Annotated in this window: 22 protein-coding genes; 7 read left to right on the forward strand and 15 right to left on the reverse strand. The window is 70.2% G+C overall.

Annotated features, from left to right (window positions below):
• Window positions 1–24 precede the first annotated feature (24 nt).
• Together ENE75_RS12015 and ENE75_RS12020 are read right to left on the reverse strand one after the other, a co-directional pair.
• The gene (locus ENE75_RS12015) at window positions 25–1,623 is read right to left on the reverse strand and encodes a M81 family metallopeptidase (protein WP_128198541.1); all 1,599 of its coding nucleotides are present in this window, start codon (window positions 1,621–1,623) and stop codon (window positions 25–27) included.
• The gene (locus tag ENE75_RS12020) at window positions 1,620–2,600 is read right to left on the reverse strand and encodes a Bug family tripartite tricarboxylate transporter substrate binding protein (protein ID WP_128198542.1); all 981 of its coding nucleotides are present in this window, start codon (window positions 2,598–2,600) and stop codon (window positions 1,620–1,622) included. Before ENE75_RS12020 ends, ENE75_RS12015 begins: the two co-directional genes overlap by 4 nt.
• 95 nt (window positions 2,601–2,695) lie before the next feature.
• Between ENE75_RS12020 and ENE75_RS12025 the strand changes: the two genes are divergently transcribed.
• On the forward strand, window positions 2,696–3,715 hold the full coding sequence (locus ENE75_RS12025) for a GlxA family transcriptional regulator (protein ID WP_128198543.1): 1,020 nt from the start codon (window positions 2,696–2,698) through the stop codon (window positions 3,713–3,715).
• Window positions 3,716–3,748: 33 nt separating this feature from the next.
• On the opposite strand, the gene ENE75_RS12030 is transcribed toward ENE75_RS12025, so the two are convergent.
• On the reverse strand, window positions 3,749–4,930 hold the full coding sequence (locus ENE75_RS12030; RefSeq protein ID WP_128198544.1) for a class I SAM-dependent rRNA methyltransferase: 1,182 nt from the start codon (window positions 4,928–4,930) through the stop codon (window positions 3,749–3,751).
• Window positions 4,931–5,076: 146 nt separating this feature from the next.
• Here ENE75_RS12030 and ENE75_RS12035 point away from each other — a divergent pair, with 146 nt between their 5' ends.
• On the forward strand, window positions 5,077–7,035 hold the full coding sequence (locus ENE75_RS12035; RefSeq protein ID WP_128198545.1) for a hypothetical protein: 1,959 nt from the start codon (window positions 5,077–5,079) through the stop codon (window positions 7,033–7,035).
• A gap of 166 nt (window positions 7,036–7,201) precedes the next feature.
• On the opposite strand, the gene xerC is transcribed toward ENE75_RS12035, so the two are convergent.
• The 9 genes from xerC to phnC are packed head-to-tail and all read right to left on the reverse strand — an operon-like array spanning window position 7,202 to window position 15,411.
• A complete protein-coding gene (xerC, locus tag ENE75_RS12040) occupies window positions 7,202–8,113 on the reverse strand; it encodes a tyrosine recombinase XerC (RefSeq protein ID WP_128198546.1) in 912 nt (303 codons plus the stop codon).
• Window positions 8,114–8,115: 2 nt separating this feature from the next.
• Window positions 8,116–8,790, reverse strand: coding sequence for a DUF484 family protein (locus ENE75_RS12045; protein WP_128198547.1), 675 nt, complete (start codon window positions 8,788–8,790; stop codon window positions 8,116–8,118).
• A 34-nt stretch (window positions 8,791–8,824) separates the two neighbouring features.
• Window positions 8,825–9,673 carry a diaminopimelate epimerase gene (gene dapF, locus ENE75_RS12050; RefSeq protein WP_128198548.1) on the reverse strand — a complete coding sequence of 283 codons (849 nt, stop codon included), beginning with the start codon at window positions 9,671–9,673 and terminating at the stop codon, window positions 8,825–8,827.
• A gap of 34 nt (window positions 9,674–9,707) precedes the next feature.
• Window positions 9,708–10,526 (reverse strand): phosphonoacetaldehyde hydrolase, encoded by an 819-nt coding sequence (gene phnX / locus ENE75_RS12055; RefSeq protein WP_128198549.1) that lies wholly within the window; start codon window positions 10,524–10,526, stop codon window positions 9,708–9,710.
• Window positions 10,513–11,607 (reverse strand): TIGR03364 family FAD-dependent oxidoreductase, encoded by a 1,095-nt coding sequence (locus ENE75_RS12060; protein ID WP_128198764.1) that lies wholly within the window; start codon window positions 11,605–11,607, stop codon window positions 10,513–10,515. Before ENE75_RS12060 ends, phnX begins: the two co-directional genes overlap by 14 nt.
• Before the next feature lie 17 nt (window positions 11,608–11,624).
• Entirely contained in the window at window positions 11,625–12,731 is a 1,107-nt protein-coding gene (locus tag ENE75_RS12065; RefSeq protein ID WP_158288926.1) for an iron-containing alcohol dehydrogenase, read from the reverse strand.
• A 20-nt stretch (window positions 12,732–12,751) separates the two neighbouring features.
• Window positions 12,752–13,570, reverse strand: a complete 819-nt coding sequence (gene phnE / locus ENE75_RS12070; protein ID WP_128198551.1) for a phosphonate ABC transporter, permease protein PhnE — start codon at window positions 13,568–13,570, stop codon at window positions 12,752–12,754.
• 16 nt (window positions 13,571–13,586) lie between these two features.
• A complete protein-coding gene (gene phnD / locus ENE75_RS12075) occupies window positions 13,587–14,543 on the reverse strand; it encodes a phosphonate ABC transporter substrate-binding protein (RefSeq protein WP_128198765.1) in 957 nt (318 codons plus the stop codon).
• 37 nt (window positions 14,544–14,580) lie between these two features.
• Window positions 14,581–15,411: a phosphonate ABC transporter ATP-binding protein gene (gene phnC / locus ENE75_RS12080; RefSeq protein ID WP_128198552.1), complete on the reverse strand. Its 831-nt coding sequence runs from the start codon at window positions 15,409–15,411 to the stop codon at window positions 14,581–14,583.
• A gap of 86 nt (window positions 15,412–15,497) precedes the next feature.
• Between phnC and ENE75_RS12085 the strand changes: the two genes are divergently transcribed.
• Window positions 15,498–16,061 (forward strand): HD domain-containing protein, encoded by a 564-nt coding sequence (locus ENE75_RS12085; protein WP_128198553.1) that lies wholly within the window; start codon window positions 15,498–15,500, stop codon window positions 16,059–16,061.
• Between the two features lies 1 nt (window position 16,062).
• Here ENE75_RS12085 and ENE75_RS12090 read toward each other — a convergent pair whose 3' ends face one another.
• Both ENE75_RS12090 and ENE75_RS12095 read right to left on the reverse strand, forming a co-directional pair.
• A complete protein-coding gene (locus ENE75_RS12090; RefSeq protein ID WP_375138487.1) occupies window positions 16,063–16,944 on the reverse strand; it encodes an LpxL/LpxP family acyltransferase in 882 nt (293 codons plus the stop codon).
• Between the two features lie 11 nt (window positions 16,945–16,955).
• Window positions 16,956–17,798, reverse strand: a complete 843-nt coding sequence (locus tag ENE75_RS12095) for a lysophospholipid acyltransferase family protein (protein WP_128198554.1) — start codon at window positions 17,796–17,798, stop codon at window positions 16,956–16,958.
• A gap of 147 nt (window positions 17,799–17,945) precedes the next feature.
• Between ENE75_RS12095 and metK the strand changes: the two genes are divergently transcribed.
• From metK to ENE75_RS12115, 4 genes are all read left to right on the forward strand, one after another.
• Entirely contained in the window at window positions 17,946–19,127 is a 1,182-nt protein-coding gene (gene metK, locus ENE75_RS12100) for a methionine adenosyltransferase (RefSeq protein WP_128198555.1), read from the forward strand.
• Window positions 19,128–19,396: 269 nt separating this feature from the next.
• Window positions 19,397–20,542 carry an ATP-binding protein gene (locus tag ENE75_RS12105; protein ID WP_128198556.1) on the forward strand — a complete coding sequence of 382 codons (1,146 nt, stop codon included), beginning with the start codon at window positions 19,397–19,399 and terminating at the stop codon, window positions 20,540–20,542.
• A 116-nt stretch (window positions 20,543–20,658) separates the two neighbouring features.
• On the forward strand, window positions 20,659–21,009 hold the full coding sequence (locus tag ENE75_RS12110) for a nucleotide pyrophosphohydrolase (RefSeq protein WP_128198557.1): 351 nt from the start codon (window positions 20,659–20,661) through the stop codon (window positions 21,007–21,009).
• A gap of 25 nt (window positions 21,010–21,034) precedes the next feature.
• Window positions 21,035–23,467: a DNA/RNA helicase domain-containing protein gene (locus tag ENE75_RS12115; RefSeq protein ID WP_128198558.1), complete on the forward strand. Its 2,433-nt coding sequence runs from the start codon at window positions 21,035–21,037 to the stop codon at window positions 23,465–23,467.
• 43 nt (window positions 23,468–23,510) lie between these two features.
• Here the strand turns inward: ENE75_RS12115 and ENE75_RS12120 are convergent, their stop codons facing one another.
• The gene (locus ENE75_RS12120) at window positions 23,511–23,792 is read right to left on the reverse strand and encodes a hypothetical protein (RefSeq protein ID WP_128198559.1); all 282 of its coding nucleotides are present in this window, start codon (window positions 23,790–23,792) and stop codon (window positions 23,511–23,513) included.
• Window positions 23,793–23,795 lie beyond the last annotated feature (3 nt).

The raw sequence follows: 23,795 nt of genomic DNA on the forward strand, positions 1-23,795 counted from the left end.
CGTGGTGCCGGCACGGCTGTCGGATCAGGACGGGTCCGGAGCCCACTCCGCGTCGAGGTCCAGCGGGTACACCGGCCGCGGGATGCGCTGCAGCGGCAGCCGGGCCAGGTTGGGCGTGGTGAGGCCGGGCCCGTCGACCTCCACGATGCGGTCGGCCGGCGCAAACCCGTCGAACGCCGCGCGGAAGTGCCCTCGGCTCTTGACCACCAGGGTGCGCATGTCGTCGCGCGCCAGGTCCACGCCCAGCACCTCCAGTTGCGCCGGGTCCAGCAGCTGCTGGCGGTGCGAGATCACCGCCACGCGCACACCGCCCAGGTCGAGCAGGGCGCTCGGGCCCATGCGCTGCGCACTGCCGGCCAGCAGGCCGCGGCGGCCGACGAAGTCGCCATCCGACAGGGCCACCACGCGGGCCTCGCGGGCCAGTGGCTCGGCGAACGCGTGGCCGGCCGGGTTGGCCACGGCGTCGCGGTTGAACCGGGCGGCAAAGCTCGCGCCCACGCCCCGGGCGTGGGCCTCGCTCGCCAGCGCGGGATCGCAGAAGACGCCCAGCAGCACATGCTGCGCACCGGCCTGCAACAGCGCCTGCAGCAGCGCAGTCACGTTGCCCCCACCGCCGCCGCCGGGGTTGTCGGCCACGTCGGCCAGGATCAGACGGACGTCCTCGCCCCCGCCGTCGCGCTGCGCTGCCGCACCTGCCTGCACCGCCAGTGCCACGGCATCGGCCAGCGGCGTCAGCCGGGTCGGGAAGTCGTGCCGGCGCGCCCAGACCTCGGCCGCCAACCGTCGGGCCAGCAAGCGCGCGGCGTCGCGCCTGCCGTGGCGCGCCGTGACCACGACCGAGAAGCCGCACTTGGCGGCATCGGCCAGTGGAAAGCCGCCGCAAAGGGAGACGTTCAGGATGTCGCCGTCCGCCGGCGCACCCACGCCGGCCACGTGCTGCTGGCCCGCGTCCACCAGCGCCTGGTAGGGCGTGCCCGGCGCGATGAGCTGGTCGGTGGACGCCGGCAGGAAGGGCAGCCGCACTGCCGCCACCTCGCCAGGGCCGTCGTGCAGCATGCGGCGCATCAGCGCGGCCGCTTCGCGCCCGCGGTCGGCCAGGTCCACGTGCGGGTTGGTGCGGTACGCGACGAAGGCCGACAGAGCCTCGGTCATGCGCGACGACACGTTGGTGTGCAGGTCCAGCACGGCGATCACCGGTACGCCAGGGCCGACGATGGCCCGGATGCGTGCGAACAGCCGACCATCGGGGTCGTCGTCTTCGGTGGTCAGGGCCGCGCCGTGCGACGACAGGAAGACGCCGTCGAGCGGCAGCGCCGCACGCAGGCGGGCTTCCAGGTCGTGCAGGAAAGCGTCGAACCACGCCTGGTCGGCCGGGCCGCCGGGGTAGGCCGCGGCGGCGCGCAGGGCCACCGGCGTCCACGGCCCCTGCGCCGCCATGCCGTCGACGAAGCCGGCGATGTCCGGCAGGGTGCGCGGCGGTCGGGCCAGCAGTTGCGCCTGCAGCGCGTCACCGCCGAGGTCGAAGGCGCGGGCGAAGTCCTCGCCATGCGTGACCGGTGCGAACCGGTTCGCCTCCAGGAAGAAGCCGGCCACGCCGATGCGCGGGCCGCCGGACGCCGTCATTCGAACTTGATTGTGCGGACCAGCGACGCGTACTTGGCCCGCTCGGCAGCCACGAAGGCCTGCGTCTGCGCCGGCGTCATCACGGCCGGCAGCTCGGCGCCGAGCCTCGCGCGCATCTGCACGTTGGCCGGCAGCATCAGCGCGGCGTTGATGGCGCCGTTGAGCTGCTGCACCACCGCTGCAGGTGTGCCGGCGGGCGCGAACACCGCGGCCCAGGTGGCCAGTTCCAGGCCCTTGAGCGGGACCGACTCGCCAAACGGCTGCGCGCTGCCCAGCGCCGCCAGCCGGCCGGCCGACGTGACCCCGATCGCCTTCAGCCGGCCCTTGGACACGAAACCCGCAGCGTTGACGGCCGACGTGATGCCGACGTCGATCTGGCCGCCGATCACGTCCGCCAGGATCTGCGCACCGCCGCGGTAGGGGATGTGCACCATGAAGACGCCGGCGCGGGCCTTGAAGGCCTCCCCGATGACGTGCTGGAAGGTGCCGATGCCCGGCGAGCCGTAGCTGAAGCGGCCTGGGTTGCGACGGGCCAGCGCGATGAAGGCGTCGAGGTCGTCGGCAGGGAAGTCCGGGCGCACCACGTAGACCGCCGGCGTGCCGCCGGTGTAGGCCACCGGCACCAGTGCGTCGGCCGAGTAGCCCACCTTCGGATTGACAAGGGGCACCAGCAGCGTCTCGCTCAGCGAGCCGTACAGCAAGGTGTGCCCGTCGGCGGGCGCGCGCACCGCCTTCATCACCCCCAGCGCGCCGCCGGCGCCGGCCACGTTGTCGATGATCACGGTCTGGCCGAGCTGGCGGCCGATCTCCTGGTCGAGCATGCGTGCGGCGATGTCCGACGCGCCACCGGCCGTGTACGGCACGATCATCGTCAGCGCCTTGGTCGGGAAGGCCTGCGCGCGGGCACACAACGGCCAGGCCGCGGCGGCGGTCCAGCCCAGCAGGGTACGGCGGGACGGTGAAAAGCGCTGGTGCATGCGGGGTCTCCTTCGTCGTCGTGGCCGCACTCTAGGCGTGGGGCGGCCCCGCCAGCCAGGGTCGATCCCGCCAAATCGCGTGGCAATATCGCCAGATGCATCGCGCCCGCCCCGCTCCCCTGATCGTCGAGATCCTGGTGCTCGAAGACGGGCTGGAGGCCCCCGGTGCGGCCGTGGTCGACGCGCTGAAGCTGGTCAACCACCTCGCCGCGACCCGCGGCGGCCGGCGGCCGCCGTGCACCTGGCGCTGGACCGCGTCCGATGGCCAGGCTGTGCGCCGGGCAGGCGCCCCACCGCGCACGCGCGGCCGTGCTGACCTCGTGGTCGTGGGCGGCTGGCTGGCGCGCAACGGCCCCCACCTGGACCAGCTGGTGCGGCGCGACGGCAGCGTCGGCGACCGCGTGGCCGCCGTACACGCGGCCGGCGGCCAGGTGCTGGCGCTGTACACCGGCGTGGCACTGCTGGGCGCTGCCGGCCTGCTGCAGGGCCGGCGTGCGGTGACGCCATGGCCTTTCGCCGCCAGCATGCAGCGCCACGCGCCCGGGCTGCTGCCCGCCGAAGACGCCGCCTGGGCCGAATGCGAGGGCATCTGGACCGCGGACTCGCCCACGCTGGCCACGGAGCTGCTGCTGCGCGCCCTGCACGCCAGCGGCCTGCAAGACCTGGCGGAATCCGGCCGCAGCGTACTGCTGCACGCGCCGCAGCGGCAGCGGCTGGCCCAGGCCATCGCACAGGGCAGCGGCACGCGGGTGGCGCCGGGTTCGCTGGAACGCGCAAGGCGCTGGCTGGAGGACCACCTGCACGAACCCTACAGCCTGGCGGCCACGGCACGCGCGGCCAACACCAGTGGCCGGTCACTGCTGCGGCACTTCCGCGCCACCTTCGAGCGCACGCCGCTGCAGATGCTGCACGAGCTGCGCGTGACGCAGGCGCGCATGCTGCTGGAGACGACCTACCTGCCGTTGGAGACGATCGCCGAGCGCTGCGGCTGGCGCGACCCGGCCATGCTGCGCACCGTGTTCCAGAGGCTCACCGGACAGAGCCCCGCCCACTACCGCGAGCGCCACCGCCTGCGCAGCGAGCGCCGGCAGTGGGGGCGCGACATCGCTCGCTGAAACGGTCGGCCGGTCGGTGGGCTCGCGCGGCGTTCAGCGCCGCCGCAGCACCAGGCCCTTGAGGTAGTCGCCCTCGGGGAAGAACAGCGTGGCCGCGTGGTCCGGCGCCGCTGCCAGCCGCTCGAGGATGAAGGCGTCGACGCCCGCGTCCATCGCCGCGCCGGCCACGATCTTGTGGAACAGGTCGGGCGCGATGCCGCCGGAACAGGAGAACGTCAGCAGCAGCCCGCCCGGCGCCAGCAACTGCAGCGCCAGCCGGTTGATGTCCTTGTAGGCCCGGGCCGCGCGGTCGGCGCTGGCCGCGGTTGGCGCGAACTTCGGCGGGTCGAGCACGATGGCGTCGAAGCGCTCGCCGGCAGCCAGCGCCTCGCGCAGGAAGCGATTGGCGTCGGCTTCCACGGTGCGGCTGGCCGCGGTGACGAAGCCATTGAGCCGCACGTGGTCGGCCACGTGGGCCAGCGCCGGGCCCGAGGAATCCACGCTGATCACCTCGTGCGCGCCGCCGGCCAGCGCCGCCACGGTGAAGCCGCCGGTGTAGCTGAAGCAGTTCAGCACCCGCTTTGCGCCGAACTGGCGCACCAGGGTGGCGAAGCGCGCGCGGTTGTCGCGCTGGTCCAGGTAGTAGCCGGTCTTGTGGCCGCGCGCCACGTCCAGCGTCAGGCGCCAGCCGTGCTCGCGGATCGTGACGGCCGTGTCCCCATCGCCTCGCAGCCAGCCGGTCCGCTCATCCAGACCCTCGAGCTGGCGTAACGCGGCGTCGGAGCGTTCGTACAGGCGCGTGCATCCCGTGGTCGCCAGCAATGCGTCGGCAATCGTCTCGCGCCAGCGCTCCACGCCCGCGGCGCCGAACTGCGCCACCAGCGTGTCGCCATAGCGGTCCACCACCAGCGCCGGCAGGCCGTCGGCCTCGGCGTGCACCAGGCGTTGGCCGTCGCTGTCGATGGCCAGGGCCTGGCGTGAGGCCACCGCAGAGGCGACGCAGCGCGCGAAGAAGCCGCGGTCGATGCGCTCGGCCTCGTCGAAGCTCCAGGCCCGCACGCGGATACGGCTGGCCGGGCTGAACGCGCCCCAGGCCAGGAAGGTACCGTCGGCCGACTCCACGCGCACGGTCTCGCCGGCATCGGCCCGGCCGCTCGCGACGGCGCCGTCGAAGACCCAGGGGTGACGGTGCCGCAGGCTGCGTTCGCGCCCCGGGCGCAAGCGGATGACTTTCATCGAAACCGATTCTCCGCGGGATCGATCGTGACGATCTGCAGATCCAACGTGCGGGGGCAATCGCCTCAGCCTGATTTCGTTGCAGAATGCCCGGCCATGTGGAGGGGCACCCGCCCGCCCTTGCAGCGCTGCCAGAGCGGTGCGCGATGATCGCGCACAACATGATCCTTCGCATCGCCATGCGCCTTAGTGTTGCGCTGATCGTAATCGCGTCGTCGATGCTTTCCGCTTGTGACCTGGTGGACCGGTTCGGTTCCCCGGAAGACAGGATCAACGCGGCCGTGCCGCCGGACACGGCGGTGCAGGTGTCGCGGCAACTGCTGCTGGCGCAGGTGGCGGATCGGCCTGATGCCCGCCAGACGATCGAGCCGCAATGGACGACTCGCTTGCGACTGCGCGCCTTGTCCTGCAGTCGGGACGAACTGCCCAATTGGCGCCAGGGTCTGGCCGAGGTCCGTGCGCGCTTTCAAGGCAGCGATTGCCTGGCTGAGCAGGACCGTCTGCTCGGGCGGTGGTTGGGGCTGCAGCGACTGCGGCTGATGCTGGCGCAAGCGCCGCTGGGCACGGTGCAATCGGAGCCTCCACCCCTGGTCAACCACCGGGAGCCCATCAGGACAATGTCGACCGCTCGTCATGCACCTGTGGCAATCCTCCAAGGCGCAAACGGGTTCGACATCGTCGACCTCGGCAACGGCAAGTCCATCTTGCACGAGGGCGGCAGGTCGGCGTCGCTGGTCAAGATGACCTTGGCACCCAACGGTCGCGTCTTCGCTCAGACCTCGGGCGGCAACCTGTCGTTCCGCGCCACCGAGGGTGGCGATACCCTGCTCACACTACCGGATACGGACACCGTTCATTGGCTTCCGATGGACGCATTGCTTCTGCACGGCCCGAACGATCGCCAGGCGCGCCTGCTGGACTTGGCCTCGGGTGACGAAAGCCTGGTGCCGGGCCAGTGGAGCCGCTTCGCGGTCGCCGTGACACCGGTTCCGGACGATGCGCAACGGTTCAATATGCTCTGGCACCGTGGGGTCGCACAGTTCGAGATTCTGAGCAACGGCGGACGCATGGAAGCGCTGCTGCGAGAGGAAGCGCAGGTCACTTCGAATGGCGGCTTCTCCGGCAGCACCGGTGGCATTTCCGTGGACGGATTGCGCTGGCTCGACGGCTTTCAAGGCGTTCGCGTCGTCGACCTGAAGACACTGGTCATCGACGAACTCGACTTCGGGCCGATCCAATCGCGTGGCGCCATGCCGTTGCCAGGCCCACAGCAGTTCTTGCTCACGCTGCAGTTGCCCGCCGTCGTGGGCATGAACGCGGCCTCAAGCAGCTACATCTACGACCACCAGGCCAGCACGTTGGCCCTGATTTCTGGCGGTCTTGGCGCCGGCACCCGATTCCAGTTTCTCGATGCAATGCAGCGCCTGGCGGCGATCGAGAGCGCCAACGTGCGCATCCTGGGGCCCTTGAAAACGGAGCCTGCGCAGCCTGTGCGGGTCGTGACGGCCGCTCTCATCGAAGAGTTGAATCAGCGCCGCCTGAGTATTGCTGCGGCTCGCGAACCTCAAGGGTTGGCTGCCGAACGAATCGCGAACTTGCAGTCTTCCCTCGAACGGTTGCGCGCAGGGTCGCCGGTACGGGGGGCGCCCAGTGCCCCGGCCGCGGCCGATCGCTCAGCGGGCGGCCGGCCCGTGCTGTCGTTGACGAAGGAGACACAGGTCGAGGGTGTCGGCGTGTACGAGGGTCAGGGGGCCAAACACGGCTACGACAAACCTAGAACCGCGGGAGCCGTGGAAGTGCGCGTGCGCCGATCCTCCAAGCCCATCGCGCTGGTGCTGTCGTCATACGAACCCGTGCAATGGGTGGTCGTTCTGGAGCCGGGGGCCAGGCTGGCAGCCGTTCTGCTCAGCGGGTACCACGAATCGACGGTCAAGGGCGCAAGCACGGCGCCCGTCTACCAGATCGGCCGCACCTACGCCTATTCGATGGGCGGCGGGGGCTACGCCGCGCTTCAGCATGAGGTGGTGCGATGGACCGGCAAGCCGATCTCCGCGTTCCAGGGCCGCTACGATGGCAGCCGCTTCACCGTGGGCCAGGGGCCGTAGCGGGCTGGTCGATACGATCAACGCCTTCGCCGTGCCAGCGGATGCACCGCGTCGAACACCTTGACCAGGTGCTGACGGCGCGCGCCAGCGCGTTGCGTCGCAGGCTCACATCGCGCAGCGATGTGAAGGCGCGCAGCGCCGGGCCGCAGACAAAGTCCAGCCGGCTTCATTTGCGCCTGGCGCGCGGGTGCGCAGCATCGTAGACCTTGGCCAGGTGCTGGAAATCCAGCCGCGTATACACCTGCGTGGTGGCGATGCTGGCGTGGCCCAGAAGTTCCTGCACCGCGCGCAGGTCGCCGCTGCTCTGCAGCAGGTGCGACGCAAAGCTGTGGCGCAGCATGTGCGGGTGCACGTGCGTGGGCAGGCCGGCCTGCAGCGCCAGCGCCTTCAGCCGGCTGCGCACCTGGCTGGCGCCCAGACGCGCGCCGCGACGGCCGACGAACAGCGCCGGCTCGCCGGAGGCCGCCAGCGTCGCCCGCTGCGCCAGCCAGGCCCGCAGCGCCTGCAGCGCGGCACGGCCCACCGGCACGCTGCGGCGCTTGCCGCCCTTGCCCAGCACGTGGGCGGTGGCATCGGCCACGTCGACCCAGCCGGCGGCCGTGGCCGACGGCCCGATGTCGAGCGACACCAGCTCGCCCACGCGCAGGCCGCAGCCGTAGAGCAGTTCCACCACGCAATGGTCGCGCGCGGCCAATGCCGGGTCGTCGGCCTGCGGCACTTCGTCGGCCAGGGCCACGGCATGGTCCACCGACAGCGCCTTGGGCAGCGGGCGGCCGGCCTTGGGCGCGCGCACGCCGTCCACCGGGTTCAGGGCCACCGCACCGGCCTGGCCCCACCAGCGGTACAGCCCGCGCCAGGCCGACAGCTGCAGCGCCAGGCTGCGCGGCGCCAGACCCTGACGGTGCAGCCGCGCCACCCAGCCGCGCACGTGGTGAGGCTGCACGGCGGCGAGCTCGATGCCGTCGGCGGACGCCAGCGTGCGCAGCCGCGCCAGCGCATCGGCATAGGCCTGCAGCGTGCGCGGCGAGGCCCGGCGCTCGACCCGCAGGTGCTCGAGCCAGGCCTCGGGGGGCAACATGCTCAGTTGACCAGCAGCCGCGACAGCCCGGCGCTGGCGATCTCGCCGATGCGCACCAGGAACTCGGTGCCCATGTCCGCCGCGTAGCGGGTGGGGTCGGGCGAACCCAGCACCAGCAGGCCGAAGCAGGCGTCGGCGCCGTCGCTGCGGTGGTCGCGCAGTGGGATCATGGCCATCGACGCCGGCTGGTCCAGCCAGCCCGCGGCTTCGAAGCCGGCGTTCAGGCCGCAGTAGGGCAGCGTCAGGCTGGCGGCGAAGGTGCGCGCATCGTCACTGACCGGCTGCGCGAAGTCCTCGCCCTCGAAGCCGCCGGGCAGCGCCCACAGCCGCAGCGCCGCCTGCGGGATCATGAACTCGTGCTGCAGGGTGGACAGCAGCACGCCGGGCAGCGTGCGCGGCACGGGGGTCAGCAAGATGGCGCGCATCCAGCGGTGCAGGCGGTCGGCGATGACCACGTTCTCCTGCCCGTGGCGGATCATCTCGACGATCTTGCGCTCCAGGCCCTTGATGCGCTCGCGCAGCATTTCCATCTGCCGCTCCTGCAGCGAGACGGCGCGCTGGCCGTGCGGGCTGGTGAGCTGGATGCTAGCCAGCAGCTCGGCGTGGCGCTCGAAGAAGCCCGGCGTCTGCGCCAGGTAGTTCGCGATGTCGGCTTCGGTGATGCCTTCGATGCTCATCTTGATTCCTTGACGCGCCGCGGTGCGCGGCGGCTCACAGTTCGATCTCGCCTTCATACACGGTCTCGGCCGGCCCGGTCATGCGCACCGCGCCGCCGGCCCATTCGATGGTCAGCGTGCCACCGCGCAGTTCCGCGTCCACACGGCTGTCCAGCCAGCCCAGACGGATGCCGGCCACCACCGCGGCACAGGCACCGGTGCCGCAGGCCAGGGTCTCGCCAGCGTCGCGCTCGTGCACGCGCAGACGCACGCGCTGGCGCGAGACCACCTGCAGGAAGCCGACGTTGACCCGGCGCGCGAAGCGCGGGTGGTTCTCGATGGCCGGGCCCACGGTGGCCACCGGTGCGGTGTCGACGTCGTCCACCCACAGCACGGCGTGCGGGTTGCCCATGGACAGCACGGCCACCTCCACACCGTGGTGGTCCACGGCCAGCGGCCACAGCGGGAAGCCGTTCTCCACCCGCGGGGTCAGGCCGGCCGGGTCGAAAGGCAGCGCGCTGGGCTCGAAGGCCGGCGCACCCATGTCCACGGTGACGCGGCCATCGGCCTGTTCGGTGAGTTCGAGCACACGGTTGACGGTGCGCACGCGCACGCTGGCCTTGTCGGTCAGGCCGTGCCCTCGCACGTAGCGCACGAAGCAGCGCGCGCCGTTGCCGCAGTGCTCCACCTCGGCGCCGCTGGCACCGTTGAAGATGCGGTAGCCGAAGTCCACGTCGGGCGACGGCGCCGGCTCGACGACCAGGATCTGGTCGGCACCGACGCCGAAACGGCGGTCGCCCAGGCGCTGCAGCTGCGCCGTGTCCAGGGCCAGCGGCGCGCGCGTGGCGTCGAGCACGACGAAGTCGTTGCCCGCGCCGTGCATCTTGGTGAATGGCAGCCGCATGGCCGGGATTATCGGCCCCGGCCGTGGGCCCTGGTCAGTGCGGCGATTCGCCGGCGACCAGCCGCCGCTCGATGGCATCAAGCACCGGCAGCAGGTCGGCCACGGTCCTGATCGTGTAGTCGGGGCTGGCGGCGGCCAGGCGGCGCATGGCCCCGCGCCGGCGGTCTTCCTGTTCGGCCTGAGGCATCGCCTGCCAGTCGGCGGCCGACACGCCGGTCTCGTTGCCGCTGTCGGTGATCGCCACCGTCCAGCAACCGGCCGCCCGGCCTTCCATCAGCCCCGGCACCGTGTCGTCGACCTTCACGACACGTCGTGCCGGCCAGACACCGAGGTCGATGAAGGTCCGGTACATGCCCAGCGGCGCCGGGCGGTTCTGGCTCACGTCTCCGGCGCACACGAGATTGTCCGGCTCGAAGCCCTGCTCGGCAGCCAACGGTGCGAGCACTGCCATGATCTCGCGGTTGTAGCCGGTCGTGCTGCCGATCTTCAAGCCCCGTGTGCGCAGGGCCTGCACCAGCGCCGGGACGCCCTCGACCAGGGTCGCGTGCCGCGGCACGGCGGCCATGTTCATCGGGGTGAAACGCTCATAGAGCCGGTCGACGTCGGCATCGGTCAGCGCGCCGCCGTGGCGGGCCTGCCAAGCCGCGGCCACGCGCGGCAACCGCCCCAGCGCCTGGATGTGCTGCCACTTGGGCAAACCCATCGGCACGCGCGCGTCCTCGATGGTGATGTGCACACCTTCAGATGCGAACAGTTCAACGAAGGCCCCCATCGGTGCGAGGCTGCCGAAGTCGACCACTGTGCCTGCCCAGTCGAAGACCACGGCCGCCAGGCCTACCTCATTCCCAACCATCAAAGACCTCCTCGGCGATGCCGAATGCCGTGCTGGCGCCGGTGCCGCTGGTGACGACGACCACACGCGTGTCCGCGTCCGGGGCTTCGATCACGCAATCGACCGGCGCGCCGGTGGGGTAGACGCCCGTCCAGCGCTCGACCACGTCAACCTGGTCTAGCTTCAGCGACTCGCGCAGATGCTTCAGGATCAGCTGGTCCACCTGCTCGTCGGCAAACGGCTCCGGCGTCGCGAAGCGGTGATGCGAGTCGCCGACCACCAGCGTGCCGTCGGCGCTCTGCACCACGATCAGGTGGATGCCGGCGGCCAGGCTGGCCGCTGCTTCGGACTGCAGCTGTGCAAGCAGCGGCGCCGCCTCGGGCAGCGCCGCATAGCCGCCGTAGCGCACCAGGCTGAGGTCGGCCATGACCGCGCTTCCCAACCGGAAGCCCGGCGGCGGGCGCACGCGCAGCATCTGCAGTCGCGTCAGGTCCAATCGGTGGCGGGCGATCGCCGGTGCGGCCACGCCGGTCAGCGCGGTGCCCGGGCACAGCACCACGCGGCCGGCTTCGAGCGTGCGCGCGGACGTGCGCACGCGTCCGCCGCCGGCCTCCAGCACCGCCTCGCCCCAGTGGAACACCACGCCGTGCTGTTCGGCCAGCCAGGCCGCCAGGCGCGGGATCGCCGCGCGTGATTCGACCCGCAGTTCGTGTGGCGACCACATGGCCGCGGTGGCGCCGTCGGTCCGCAGCGCCGGGGACCGGGCCGCAGCTTCCGAGGGGTCGACCAGTTCGTTGCCCTGCGCCATCGGCGTACGCATGAAGGCCTTCAGCACCTCGGCAGCCCTGGGCCGGTGCGCCAGCAGCCACAGGCCGCTGTGCTCGATCGCAATGCCGGCCTGCGGCGCCACGCGGGCCCAGATGTCACGACTGGCCCGAGCGCGGCGCCAGGTGTCGCCAGCCGGCTGCCCGGTGACAGTGACGAAACCGAAGTTGCGGATGGACGCGCCCACGCATCGATGATCACGCTCCACCACCGCCACCCGCAGGCCGCGCCGCGCGGCGGCCAGGGCGTGGGCCAGGCCGACGATGCCGGCCCCCATGACGACCACGTCGAAACTCACGAAAGGCCTCCCATGACGTCTGCACCGATGAAGTTGCGGCCCCGTGGACTGCGCAAGGCGGCCTGCACCCGCGCCTCGCCGTCCCTGACGCCGTAGGCCAGCGCATCGGTGGCCACGCCCAGACCGGCCAGCCAGTCCTCCAGTGTCGCGGCGGCCGCCGTCGCAGGCACGCCGAAGACGGCTTCGAGCCGGGCATCGATGCCGGCGTCCCGGCCGGTGGCCAGCCGGCAGGCAGTGGGCAACCAGGCCGCCACGGCCTGGCCGTGCGGCACACCCTGCTCCAGCGTGAGGGTATAGCTCAGGGCATGGGCCAGCGCCGTGCGCGTCTGCGAGAAGGCAATCCCGGCCTCCGCCGCGGCCAGCGCCAGCTGTTCCCGGCCCTCCAGGCGCTGCGGTGCGGCAAGCACTGCGGGCAGGTGCGCCCGGATGCGGCACGCCGCCTGGACCGCCAGCGCATCGCTCACCGGGTTGGCGTGCCGGTTCCAGAGGGCCTCCAGCGCGTGGGCCAGGCTGTCGAGCGCTGTGTCACGGGTCAGTGCCAGCGGGGCACTGAGGGTCAGCGTCGGGTCGATCCAGGCGCGGTCGGCATAGCCCCAGGGTTCATCGAAGGAACGCTTGAGCGCCACCGCCCCGTCGGTATCCCAAATCGTGGCCCAGCGGGTGACCTCGCTGCCCGTGCCTGCGGTGGTCGGCACCAGCCACAAGGGTGCACGGGCAAGCGCGGGCCAAGGGGCCTGGCTGCGTACTGCAGCCGCCACAGCATCAAAGTCAGTCACCGCGGGCCGCGCCCTCAACAGCTTGGCCAGATCGAGCACGCTGCCGCCGCCCAGGCCCAGCAGCACCGTTTCCGGCGCATGATCCAGGGCTTGCCACACGCGCGGTGCCAGCTGCCGCGCCACGGCCAGGGTGGACAGGCCCTCGGGCACGTCCACCCAGTCGAGCAGCCGATCACCCAGGCCTTCCGCCCAGGCCGCCTGCAGGCCCAACGGCCGGGCCGGCGCGAAGGCCATCACGACCACCGGGCGACTGCCCAGTTCGCCGGGCAGTGCCTGCGTGCATCCGCTCCCAAAGCGCACGGCCACCGGCATGTGCCAGTCGAACACAGCGGGCGCCGCCGAGGGCATCAGATGAAGCGCTTTCGCAGGGTGGCGGACAGCAGGTCGATCGCCGAGACACTGACCACCAGGATCAACAGCACCGCGCAGGTCTGCGCGTACTGGAAGCCCCGGATCACCTCGAACAGCACGACGCCGATACCGCCGGCACCGACCATGCCCACCACGCTGGCGCTGCGCACGTTGCTCTCGAAACGGTAGAGCGTGAAGCTCAGCCAGAGCGGCATGACCTGTGGCAGCACGCCGTAGACGATCTCCACCAGTTTGTGGGCGCCAGTGGCACGGATGCCCTCCACCGGCCGGGGGTCGATGGCCTCCACCGCCTCGGAGAACAGCTTGGCCAGGGTGCCCGTGGTGTGCACCGCCAGCGCCAGCACCCCCGCAAACGGGCCCAGGCCGACGGCAACGATGAACAGCATCGCGAACACCATCTCATTGATGGCGCGGCACGCGTCCATCAGACGGCGGACCGGCTGGTACAACCAGCGCGGCGCGATGTTGGCGCTGCTCATCAACCCCATCGGCACCGCCGCCAGCACCGCCAGCAGCGTACCCCAGATGGCGATGTGGACCGTGATCACCATCTCGCGCAGGTAGATGCGCCAGTCGGTGAAGTCGGGGGGGAAGAAATCGGCCGCGTAGGTGCCGATGTTGCCGCTGTCGCGCCACAGGTCCAGCGGCCGGATCTCAGCCCCGTGCCAGGCCCAGGCCAGCACCAGCGCCACGGCGGCCCACCCGGCGTGACGCAGCCAGCCGGGCCGCTCGGCGGCGGCCTGGCGGGCGATGCGTTCCAGCGAAGCCGCACTCGGGGCGGCAGCAGCGTTCATGACGCTTGCGGAGAGCTCACCTGCCGCTGAGCGCGTTCAGCTTGCCGTCGATCTCGGCCAGCGCCTTGGCCTTCTCCTCGGCCGACAGCTTGTCGTCGCCCTGAACCTTGGCACGACTCTTGAAGAGCTCGAGCTGGCGGATCGGGATCAGCTGGTCGTTGTTGCTGTCCCGGAAGCCGCCATAGTTGTAGATGACACCCAGGATCTTCTTCTCCTCGGGATCGGTCTTCGCGTAGCCGAGGACGAAGTTCTTGAGCTTGGCCTTGACCGCAGGGTCGAGGTCGGTGCGCCAGACGAACGGGTCGCTCGGGATCAGCGGGCTCTTCCAGAGCACCTTGAGCTGGCTGGCCAGTTCTGGCTTGCTGCTCTGCAGCTTGCCGAAGTCTTCGGTGTTGTTGGTGGCCACGTCCACCTGCCTGGCCAGCACCGCCTGCAGGTTGGCGCCGTGGCTGGCATTGCGGATCGACTTGAACGCGGTGCGGTGATCGACGCCGTTCTTCGCAAAGACATAGAACGTAGGGACCAGGAAGCCGGACGTCGAGTTCGGATCGCCGATGCTGAAGTTGATGTTCTTCGCGTTCTTCAATACATCATCGAGGTTGTTGTACGGGCTGTCCTTGTGCGCAATCAACAGCGCGTGATACCCAAAGGTTCCATCGGCGTACATCACCTGGGCAAAGATCTCGCCGCTGGCGCGGTCGACGGCCTCCATCGCCGACTTGTTGCCGAACCAGGCCACCTGCACCTTGTTGAAGCGCATGGCCTCGATCACGCCGGCATAGTCGGGCGCGTAGAAGCTCCTGATCTTCAGGCCGGTCTTCTTCTCCATGTCGCGGAAGAAGGGCTCCCAGCGTTCGCGCTGGGTGCTGGCGCTGTCGGTGGCGATGACGCCGAAGTTGATCTCCTGGGCCTGCACGGCCGCGGTAGCGCAACTCAACGCGGCAAGGCTGGCCAGGGCCAGTCGACGGGTCATGGACGACATGTCTTGTTTCTCCTCGGTTTCGGTTCGATCAGGCCGCGGCCAGCAGGGACATCGGCGGGGGTTCGGACAAGGGATCCTCGATCTCCAGCTCCTCGACGGCCGTGCCGTAGAGGTCACGCAGGAAGGCAGGCGTCAGCTGCCGCGTCGGGCCGTCGAAGACGAGCTCGCCGTCGCGCAGCGCAATCACGCGCTCGCAGTAGCGGCGTGCCAGCGCCACGTGGTGCAGGCTCACGATCACCGTCATGCCACGTTCGCGGTTGATCTGCAGCAGCAGGTCCATCACGCGCCGCGTGGACTCCGGGTCCAGCGACGCCACGGGCTCGTCGGCCAGCAGCAACTGCGCACCCTGCACCAGCACTCTAGCGATGGCTGCACGCTGCTGCTGCCCGCCGGACAAGGTGCTGGCCCGCTGGAAGGCTTGTTCCGCCAGCCCGATGGCATCCAGGGCATCCAGGGCACGGGCCTTTTCGCTGGTGTCGAAGCGGCCCAGCACCGCGCGCCATAGCGGCAGCTCCGGGGCCAGACCCGTGAGCACATTCGTCAGCACGGGCAGACGGCCAACCAGGTTGAACTGCTGGAAAATCACCCCGATGGCGCGTCGCTGCACCCGGATGTCGTCGGCCAAGCGGCCACCCGCCTGCAACGGCCGGCCGAGCACAGCCACCTCTCCGCCGCGGGCGTCGAGCGTCTCAAGGCCGCACAGCGCACGGATCAGGGTCGACTTGCCCGAGCCCGAGGCGCCAAGCAGGGCCACGCGCTCGCCGGCGCGGACTTCGAAGCCGACCCCACGCAACGCCCGGCGACCGCCGGGGAACGTCTTGTCGGCTTTCGCCACGCGCACGGCAACATCCAGCACCATGGGGCGCGACGGTAGGCAGCATCGGTGACGATGCCGTGACGGTTGCGTGTCAAAGAGCCGTCACACAAGTGGCCGATCGTTGGAACATGACCGCAGACGACATTGCAGCGCTCTACGCCAGCCGTGGTGACCTGGCCTATGACGGCGAGGGCATCACCCAATGGCAGCACGCCTGGCAGTGCGGCGAACTCGCGCGCGAAGCTGGCGCGACCCCGGCGCTGCAGCTGGCCGCTTGGCTGCACGACCTGGGCCATCTGATGACGGGCCTGGACGGCACGCCCACGCTGCAGGGTCACGACGACCGCCACGAGTCCCTGGCCGCTCGCGTGCTCGAGCCGCTGTTCGGCACAGCGGTGGCCGCACCGGTGGCGCTGCATGTGCTGGCCAAGCGGTACCTGGTCAGCACGCAGCCACGCTACCGGGATCGCCTTTCGCCCGACTCCGTGCGCAGCTTGGCCCTGCAGGGTGGGACGATGGACGATGCGGCCTGCGGGGCGTTCGCCCGCCAGGCCTTTGCCGACGATGCCGTGCGGCTGCGGGTCTGGGATGACACAGGCAAGCGCAGCGACTGGCAACCGGTGGTCGACGCCTCGGCTCGGCTGCGCAAGCTGATGGACGCGGTAGCCGCAGCCGAAGGCGGCCGACGCTGACCTATTGGTACAGCCCGGCCTCGCCCTCCGGCCGCGTCTTGAAGCGCCGGTGCACCCACAGGTACTGCGCCGGCATGCGCCGGATCTCGGTCTCGATCCAGGCGTTCATCGTGGCGGCGTCGGCCGCCGCATCGTCGGTGGGCCAGTGGGTCCAGGGTTCGCCGAAGCGCACGCGCCAGCCCTGGCCGCCGGGCAGCATTTCGGCCACCACCGGCTGCACCACCATCTTCAGGCTGCGGGCCATCTTCGAAGGCGCCAGCAGCGTGGACGCCGGCACGCCGAAGAAGGGCGCGAACACGGTCTCCTTGCGGCCGAAGTCCATGTCCGGCAGGTTGAAGAAGGCCATGCGCCGCTTGCGGATGGCGCGCACCAGCGGCAGCGCGCCCTGGTCGTGCCGCTCGAAGACCTCGCCGCCGCCGAAACGCAGCCGGCCGCGGCGCATCGCGGTGTCGAACACCGGGTTGCTCTGCGCCTGGTAGATCGAGCCCACCCACTGGGTCTGGAACAGTTGCGTAGCCACGCCGGCGACGTCCAGCGCCATGAAGTGCGGCACCAGCCACATCACCGGCTGCGCGCTGCGTGCGGCCAGGCCGATGTCGCCTTCCACATGGATCAGCCGCTTCAGCCGCTCGGGGCGGGCGTACCAGAGCAGCCCGCGCTCGAGCAGGCTGCGGCCCAACCAGCCGAAGTGGTCGCGCACCAGGGCCTCGCGCTCGGCAGTGCCCATCTCGGGAAAGCAGAGTTCCAGGTTGCGCCTCGCGATGCGCCGGCGGCTGCCGCCCACGCGGTACAGCAGGGCGCCGAAGCTGCGGCCAACCGCCGCCTGCACCGACAGCGGCAGCCACTGCAGCCACCACAGCAGCCCCAGCAGCAGTCGGGCCATCATCCGCCCCATCATTCGCTGGGCCCCTTGTAGCGAAAGTAGCCCCACAGGTACTGCTGCGGGCACTGGCGGATGACGGCTTCCATCGACGCGTTGATGGCGGTGGCCGCGGCCACTTCGTCGGCGTCCTCCGCCGGCGGGTGCGCCAGCGGCTGCGCATGCACCACGTAGCCCTGGCCCCGAGGCAGCCGTTCGCACCACAGCACGGCCAGTGCCGCGCCGCTCTGGCGTGCCAGGCGCACCGCCAGCGTCATCGTGAAGGCCGGCTTGCCGAAGAACGGCGCCCACACGCCCATGCCCTTGGGCGGCACCTGGTCGGGCAGCATGCCCACGGTCTGCCCGGCCTTGAGCACGCGCAGCAGCTGACGCACGCCGCCCACCGAAGCGGGCGCCGTCATCAGCCCCGGGCGGGCGCGTGCGGTCTCCTCCAGCCGGCGCACGAAGGCGTTCTCGGCCGGGCGGTACAGCGCGGTCATCGGCCATTGCTCGCCAAAGCGTTCGGCATAGGCCTGGCCGGCCACCTCGAAGCTGCCCAGGTGCGGTGTCAGCAGCACCACGCCGCGGTGGGCCTCCAGCAGCCCGGCCAGCCAGGTGTCGCCGTCCCAGCGCACCGGGTCGGCCAGCGGCCGGCCCGGCGGGCGCAGCCACAGCCGCGGCAGCTCGGCAATCATGCGGCCGGCCTCGTGCACCGCCGCGCGCACGGTGGCCTCGTCCACGCCGGCCAGCGCCGCATTCGTGCGCATGCGCCGGCGGTAGCGCTCCGAGCCCCACCAGGCCAGGCGCCCCAGCCCCGCGCCCAGCGCGTGCAGAAGCCACAGCGGGCGCCGGCCCAGCCAGCGCAACAGGAACATCATGCTTCGTATAATCGGCACGTCGCCGAGTTAAAGGACAACTTGCGGGGCGACAGCACCGGCCACGGTGCGCCAAGTACCGCTAAAGCGTTCGCCGCATTCCAGGCAGTTCGGGTTGGCGACGCAACACTGCAACCTCTGGAGTCTATTGTGGCGAACGATTTCCTCTTCACATCCGAATCCGTCTCCGAAGGTCACCCCGACAAGGTGGCCGACCAGGTCTCGGATGCCATCCTCGACGCGATCTTCAAGCAGGACCCCAAGAGCCGGGTCGCGGCCGAGACGCTGACCAACACCGGCCTCGTGGTGCTGGCCGGTGAGATCACCACCAACGCGGTGGTCGACTACATCCAGGTCGCGCGCGACACCATCAAGCGCATCGGCTACGACAACACCGAGTACGGCATCGACTACAAGGGCTGCGCGGTGCTGGTGGCCTACGACAAGCAGAGCAACGACATCGCGCAGGGCGTGGACCACGCCAGCGACGACCACCTGAACACCGGCGCCGGCGACCAGGGCCTGATGTTCGGCTACGCCTGCGACGAGACGCCGGAGCTGATGCCCGCGCCGATCTACTACGCGCATCGCCTGGTGGAGCGCCAGGCCCAGCTGCGCAAGGACGGCCGCCTGCCCTTCCTGCGCCCGGACGCCAAGAGCCAGGTGACGATGCGCTACGTGGACGGCAAGCCGCACAGCATCGACACCGTGGTGCTGAGCAGCCAGCACAGCCCCGACCAGAGCGAGACCGCCACCAAGATGAAGGCCAGCTTCATCGAGGCCGTGATCGAGGAGATCATCAAGCCGGTGCTGCCCAAGGAATGGCTGCAGGACACCAAGTACCTGATCAACCCCACCGGCCGTTTCGTCGTCGGCGGCCCGCAGGGCGACTGCGGTCTGACCGGCCGCAAGATCATCGTCGACACCTACGGCGGCGCCTGCCCGCACGGCGGCGGCGCCTTCAGCGGCAAGGACCCGAGCAAGGTCGACCGTTCCGCCGCCTACGCCACACGCTACGTGGCCAAGAACGTGGTGGCCGCCGGCCTGGCCAAGCAGTGCCAGATCCAGGTGGCCTATGCCATCGGCGTGGCGCGGCCGATGAACATCACCGTCTACACCGAAGGCACCGGTGTCATCCCCGACGAGCAGATCGCCAAGCTGGTGCAGGAGCACTTCGACCTGCGGCCCAAGGGCATCATCCAGATGCTGGACCTGCTGCGCCCGATCTACGAGAAGACCGCGGCCTACGGCCACTTCGGCCGCGAAGAGCCCGAGTTCACGTGGGAGAGGACCGACAAGGCAGCCGCGCTGCGCGCGGCTGCGGGCCTGTAAGGCCCTGAGCGAAGCGAGCTTGGCAGTTCTGGGGCTGCACTCATATCGCGTCAGCGATGTGAGTGCGGACCAAGGTACCGACAAGGCTGCGGCGCTACGCGCTGCGGCCGGCCTGTAAGCCCGCCGCGCGAAGCGCGGCTTGTCCTTGCGCGGGCGACGCTCATGTCCGCGCAGCGGATGTGGGCGAAGACCAAGGCACAGTCAAGGCCGCTCAGGACGCACCTTGAAATTCCCGCATGTCGTGCGGGAATTTCAAGGTAGCATCCCGCATGCTCGATCGCCCACTCCTGGCTGCCGCGCTGGACCGCGCACTCGCCCGCAGTCCGGCGGTAGCGCTGGTGGGTCCGCGGCAGGTGGGCAAGACCACGCTGGCGCGCGCACGGTTGCCGGCCGACTCGCCGAACTGGTTCGATCTGGAGGACCCCGCCGCAGCGGCAGCACTGACGCAGCCGCTGAGCGTGCTGCGCGACCTGCGCGGCCTGGTGGTGATCGACGAGGTGCAGCATGCGCCCGACCTGTTCAAGCCGCTGCGCGTGCTGATCGACAGGCCGGGCCAATCCACACGCTTCCTTCTGCTGGGCAGCGCATCGCCGACGCTGCTGCGCCAGGCCGCCGAATCGCTGACCGGCCGCATCGAGATCATCGAAGCTGGCGGCTTCACGCTCGCCGACACCGGGCCTACCAGTGCGGCCGGACTGTGGTGGCGCGGTGGCTTCCCGCGCTCCTTCCTCTCGGCCAGCGACGCCGACAGCCGTGCCTGGCGGCAGGGCTTCATCCGCAACACCGTCGAGCGCGACCTGCCGCAACTCGGCCTGAACGCGCCGGCGCCGGCCATCCACCGCTTCTGGTCGATGCTGGCGCACTACCACGGCCAGGTCTGGAACGCCGCGGATCCCGCGCGCTCGCTGGGCGTCAACGAGAGCACGGTGCGCCGCTACCTCGACTGGATGACGCAGGCCTACCTGGTGCGCCAGCTGCAGCCCTGGCATGCCAACCTGGGCAAGCGGCAGGTGAAGGCGCCCAAGGTCTACCTGCGCGACAGCGGCCTGTTGCACGAACTGTTGGGTGCCGGTGACGCCACGGCGCTGCTCCGGCACCCCAAGGCCGGTGCCTCCTGGGAAGGATTCGCGCTCGACCAGGTGCTGCGCATCGCGCAGCCGGACGAAGCCTGGTTCTGGGCCACGCACGGCGGCGCCGAACTCGACCTGCTGATGATCAAGGACGGCCGGCGCGTCGGTGTCGAATTCAAGCTGAGCGACGCCCCGGCGCTGACACCGTCGATGCGCATCGCGCTCGGCGACTTGGGACTGGAACGCCTCTACGTCGTGTACCCCGGCAGCCGACGCTACGCGCTGGCCGACCGGGTCGAGGCCGTGCCGTTGACCGCACTGCTGCCGGAGCCGGACGTCGCCTGAGCGCACGCCCGGGGCTGACCCCGTGACCGTTAGGATTGCCTCGAACGACGCCAACCGGCAACTACCCGGCCAGACGACATCACGCCCACGGTGCGTCCATGCACCGGGAGACCCGCATGCCCGACTCCCTTGCCGATCTCGCGCAGCAGTTGCAGCAGTTCAACACCGACCGGGACTGGCAGCAGTTCCATTCGCCCAAGAACCTCGCCTCGGCATTAGTGGTGGAGGCGGCCGAATTGCTGGAGCACTTCCAGTGGATGACGGAGGCCCAGAGCCGGGACCTGCCGCAGGAGAAGCGCACGGCGGTGGGCGCCGAGGTGGCCGACGTGCTGCTGTACCTGATCCAGCTGGCCGACGCGCTGGGCATCGACCCCATCGCCGCGGCCCAAGCGAAGTTGGCGCTCAACGCGCAGAAGTACCCGGTCGAACGCGCCCGAGGCAGCAGCCGGAAGTACGACGAGCTTTGAGCGACATGAGGGCAATTCCTCCCGCATGATCATCTACCAGGCGAACAAGCGGCAGTTTCTGCGCCACGCGCTGCGGGACGACATCGAGGACGTGGTCTCCCGCCACTTCCGCCATGCCACGGGCCACGGCGCCAGCCCCGCCGAAGTGCGGGCCTGGAAACATTCACTGCTGGAGATGGCCAAGGTGCTCGGCGACGACGAGATCCCGGAGGACGCCGGGGTGGCCATCGAGTACCAGCTGCCCCAGAGCTCGAAACGGATCGACTTCCTGATCACCGGGGAGGACGCCGGGGCCCGCAGCATGGTCATCATCGTCGAGCTCAAGCAGTGGTCGGCGTCGCGCCGCAGCGAGAAGGACGCGATCGTGTGGGCAAGACGCGGCGGCGCTACCGCAGAGCGCGAGGGGCCGCACCCGTCGTACCAGGCATGGTCGTATGCCGCCTACCTGCAGGACTTCAACGCCGCAGTGCAGGACGGCGACATGGCCCTGCAGCCCTGCGCCTACCTGCACAACCACCCGCGCGACGGCGAGATCGACCATGCGCACTACCAGGCCCACCTGGCCCGCGCACCGTTGTTCCTGGCCAGGGAACGCGCCAGGCTGCAGGCCTTCATCCGCGAACACGTGCGTCACGGCGATCGCAAGGGCGCGCTGTACGCGATCGAGAACGGACGCATCAGACCATCGAAGCTGCTGATCGACAGCGTCGCCGGGCTGCTACAGGGCAAGCCGGAGTTCGTGCTCATCGACGACCAGAAGCTGGTGCACGAGACCATCCTCGCCGTCGACGCCAGAGCCGACGCGCGCAAGCAGGTCGTCATCGTGCAGGGCGGGCCGGGCACCGGGAAATCGGTGGTCGCCATCAATCTGCTGGGCACCCTGATCGGTCGTGGACGCAATGCGCGCTACGTGTCCAAGAACGCGGCGCCGCGCGCCGTCTACGAAGCCCGGCTGGCCGGGGCGTTCACCAAGACCCGCATCAGCAACCTGTTCAGCGGCTCTGGCGCCTTCGTGAACGATGCGTCGGACACCTACGACACGCTGATCGTCGACGAGGCCCACCGGCTCAACGAGAAGAGTGGCCTGTACCGCAACCTCGGCGAGAACCAGGTGAAGGAACTGATCCAGGCATCGCGCTGCACCATCTTCTTCGTCGACGACGACCAGCGGGTGACGTTGCTGGACATCGGACACACCGAGGAACTCCGGCGCCAAGCACAGGCGCTCGGCGCCGAGGTGACCGAGCTGGCACTCGCGTCCCAGTTCCGATGCAACGGCTCGGACGGCTACCTGGCCTGGCTGGACCACACGCTGGGCATCCGCGAGACGGCGAACCCGACGCTGGACACCAGCGAGTACGACTTCCGGGTACTGGACAGCCCGGCCGAACTGCACGACCTCATCGTGCGGAAGAACCGCGCCAGCAATCGCGCCCGGGTGGTGGCGGGCTACTGCTGGACCTGGCCGAGCAAGCGCGATCCAGCCGCGTGGGACATCGAGATGGAGGCCTTCGACTACCGCCGCCGCTGGAACCTGGACAAGGACGGCAGCCTGTGGATCGTCACGCCGGGTTCGGTGGAACAGGTCGGGTGCATCCACACCTGCCAGGGTCTCGAACTGGACCATGTCGGGGTCATCATCGGGCCTGATCTGGTCTATCGCGACGGGCAGGTCGTGACCGATGCGAGCCAGCGGGCGTCGTCGGACCAGTCGGTCAAGGGGCTCAAGCAACTGCGCAAGTCCGATCCCGGCCGCGCGCAGGCGCTGGCGGACACCATCGTCAAGAACACCTACCGCACCCTCATGACGCGCGGCATGAAGGGCTGCTACGTGTACTGCACCGATGCGCCGCTGGCCGCGTACCTGCGCTCGAGGTTGCGGGCTGAAAGTGCGAGTCAAGACACGAGCCCCGCCGCAGCAGTGCCCGCTGCTGCGGTCGAAGACACGGGATCCAACGTCGTCCCCCTCAGGCGGGTGACGCGAGAAGAACGCGTGGCAGGCGTGCCGGCAGCGCCGGTCGTCGAACTGCGTTTCGCCGCGGGCAGCTTCTCCGGTGTCCAGTCACTGGACGAGCACGCGATCGACTGGGTCGCGCTGCCGGACTGGATTCACCCTCAGCCCGGTCTCTTCGTGGCCCAGGTCGTGGGCGAGTCGATGAACCGGCGCATCCCCAACGGGGCGTGGTGCCTGTTCCGTGCCAACCCCAGGGGAACGCGCCAGGGCAAGGTGGTGGTAGTCCAGCACCGCGACATCTCCGACCCGGACACGGGCGGGCGGTACACCGTCAAGGTCTACCGCAGCGAGAAGGTGCCCGAGGGCGAAGATGGTTGGCGGCACGAACGCATCACGCTGCATCCCGACTCGGATCAGCCGGGCTACGTACCGATCGTGATCGAGGTGGGCGATGAGGGCGACGGGTTCGTGGTGGTCGCGGAGCTGTTGACCGTCATCGGATAGGGCCAGACGCGTGGCACCAGGCAGACCGCCTCGGCTTCGACCGTCAGTGCACCTGCCCTGCCGCCGGCAGCCGCTCGTAATCCGCGAACAGCGTCACCGCGGCCGCGCGCAGCCGCCGGCAGGCGCTGGTGTGGCCCAGGGCCATGCGTTCGTAGGCGTAGAGCCGGTCGTGGCACATGCGCGGCAGGTCCACCGGCCAGCCCTCGGCGGCCATCAGGTCGCGGAAGGCGGCCAGACGCGACACGGGCACGTCGGCCACCACGACATGCAGCGGCGCCGGCTCGTAGGACGGGCGGCAAGGCGGGCGGCGGGTCGTCGTCGGCATCTG

Origin of the sequence: Rubrivivax albus, from assembly GCF_004016515.1 — a bacterium.
In the GTDB taxonomy this organism is placed as follows: domain Bacteria; phylum Pseudomonadota; class Gammaproteobacteria; order Burkholderiales; family Burkholderiaceae_C; genus Rubrivivax; species Rubrivivax albus.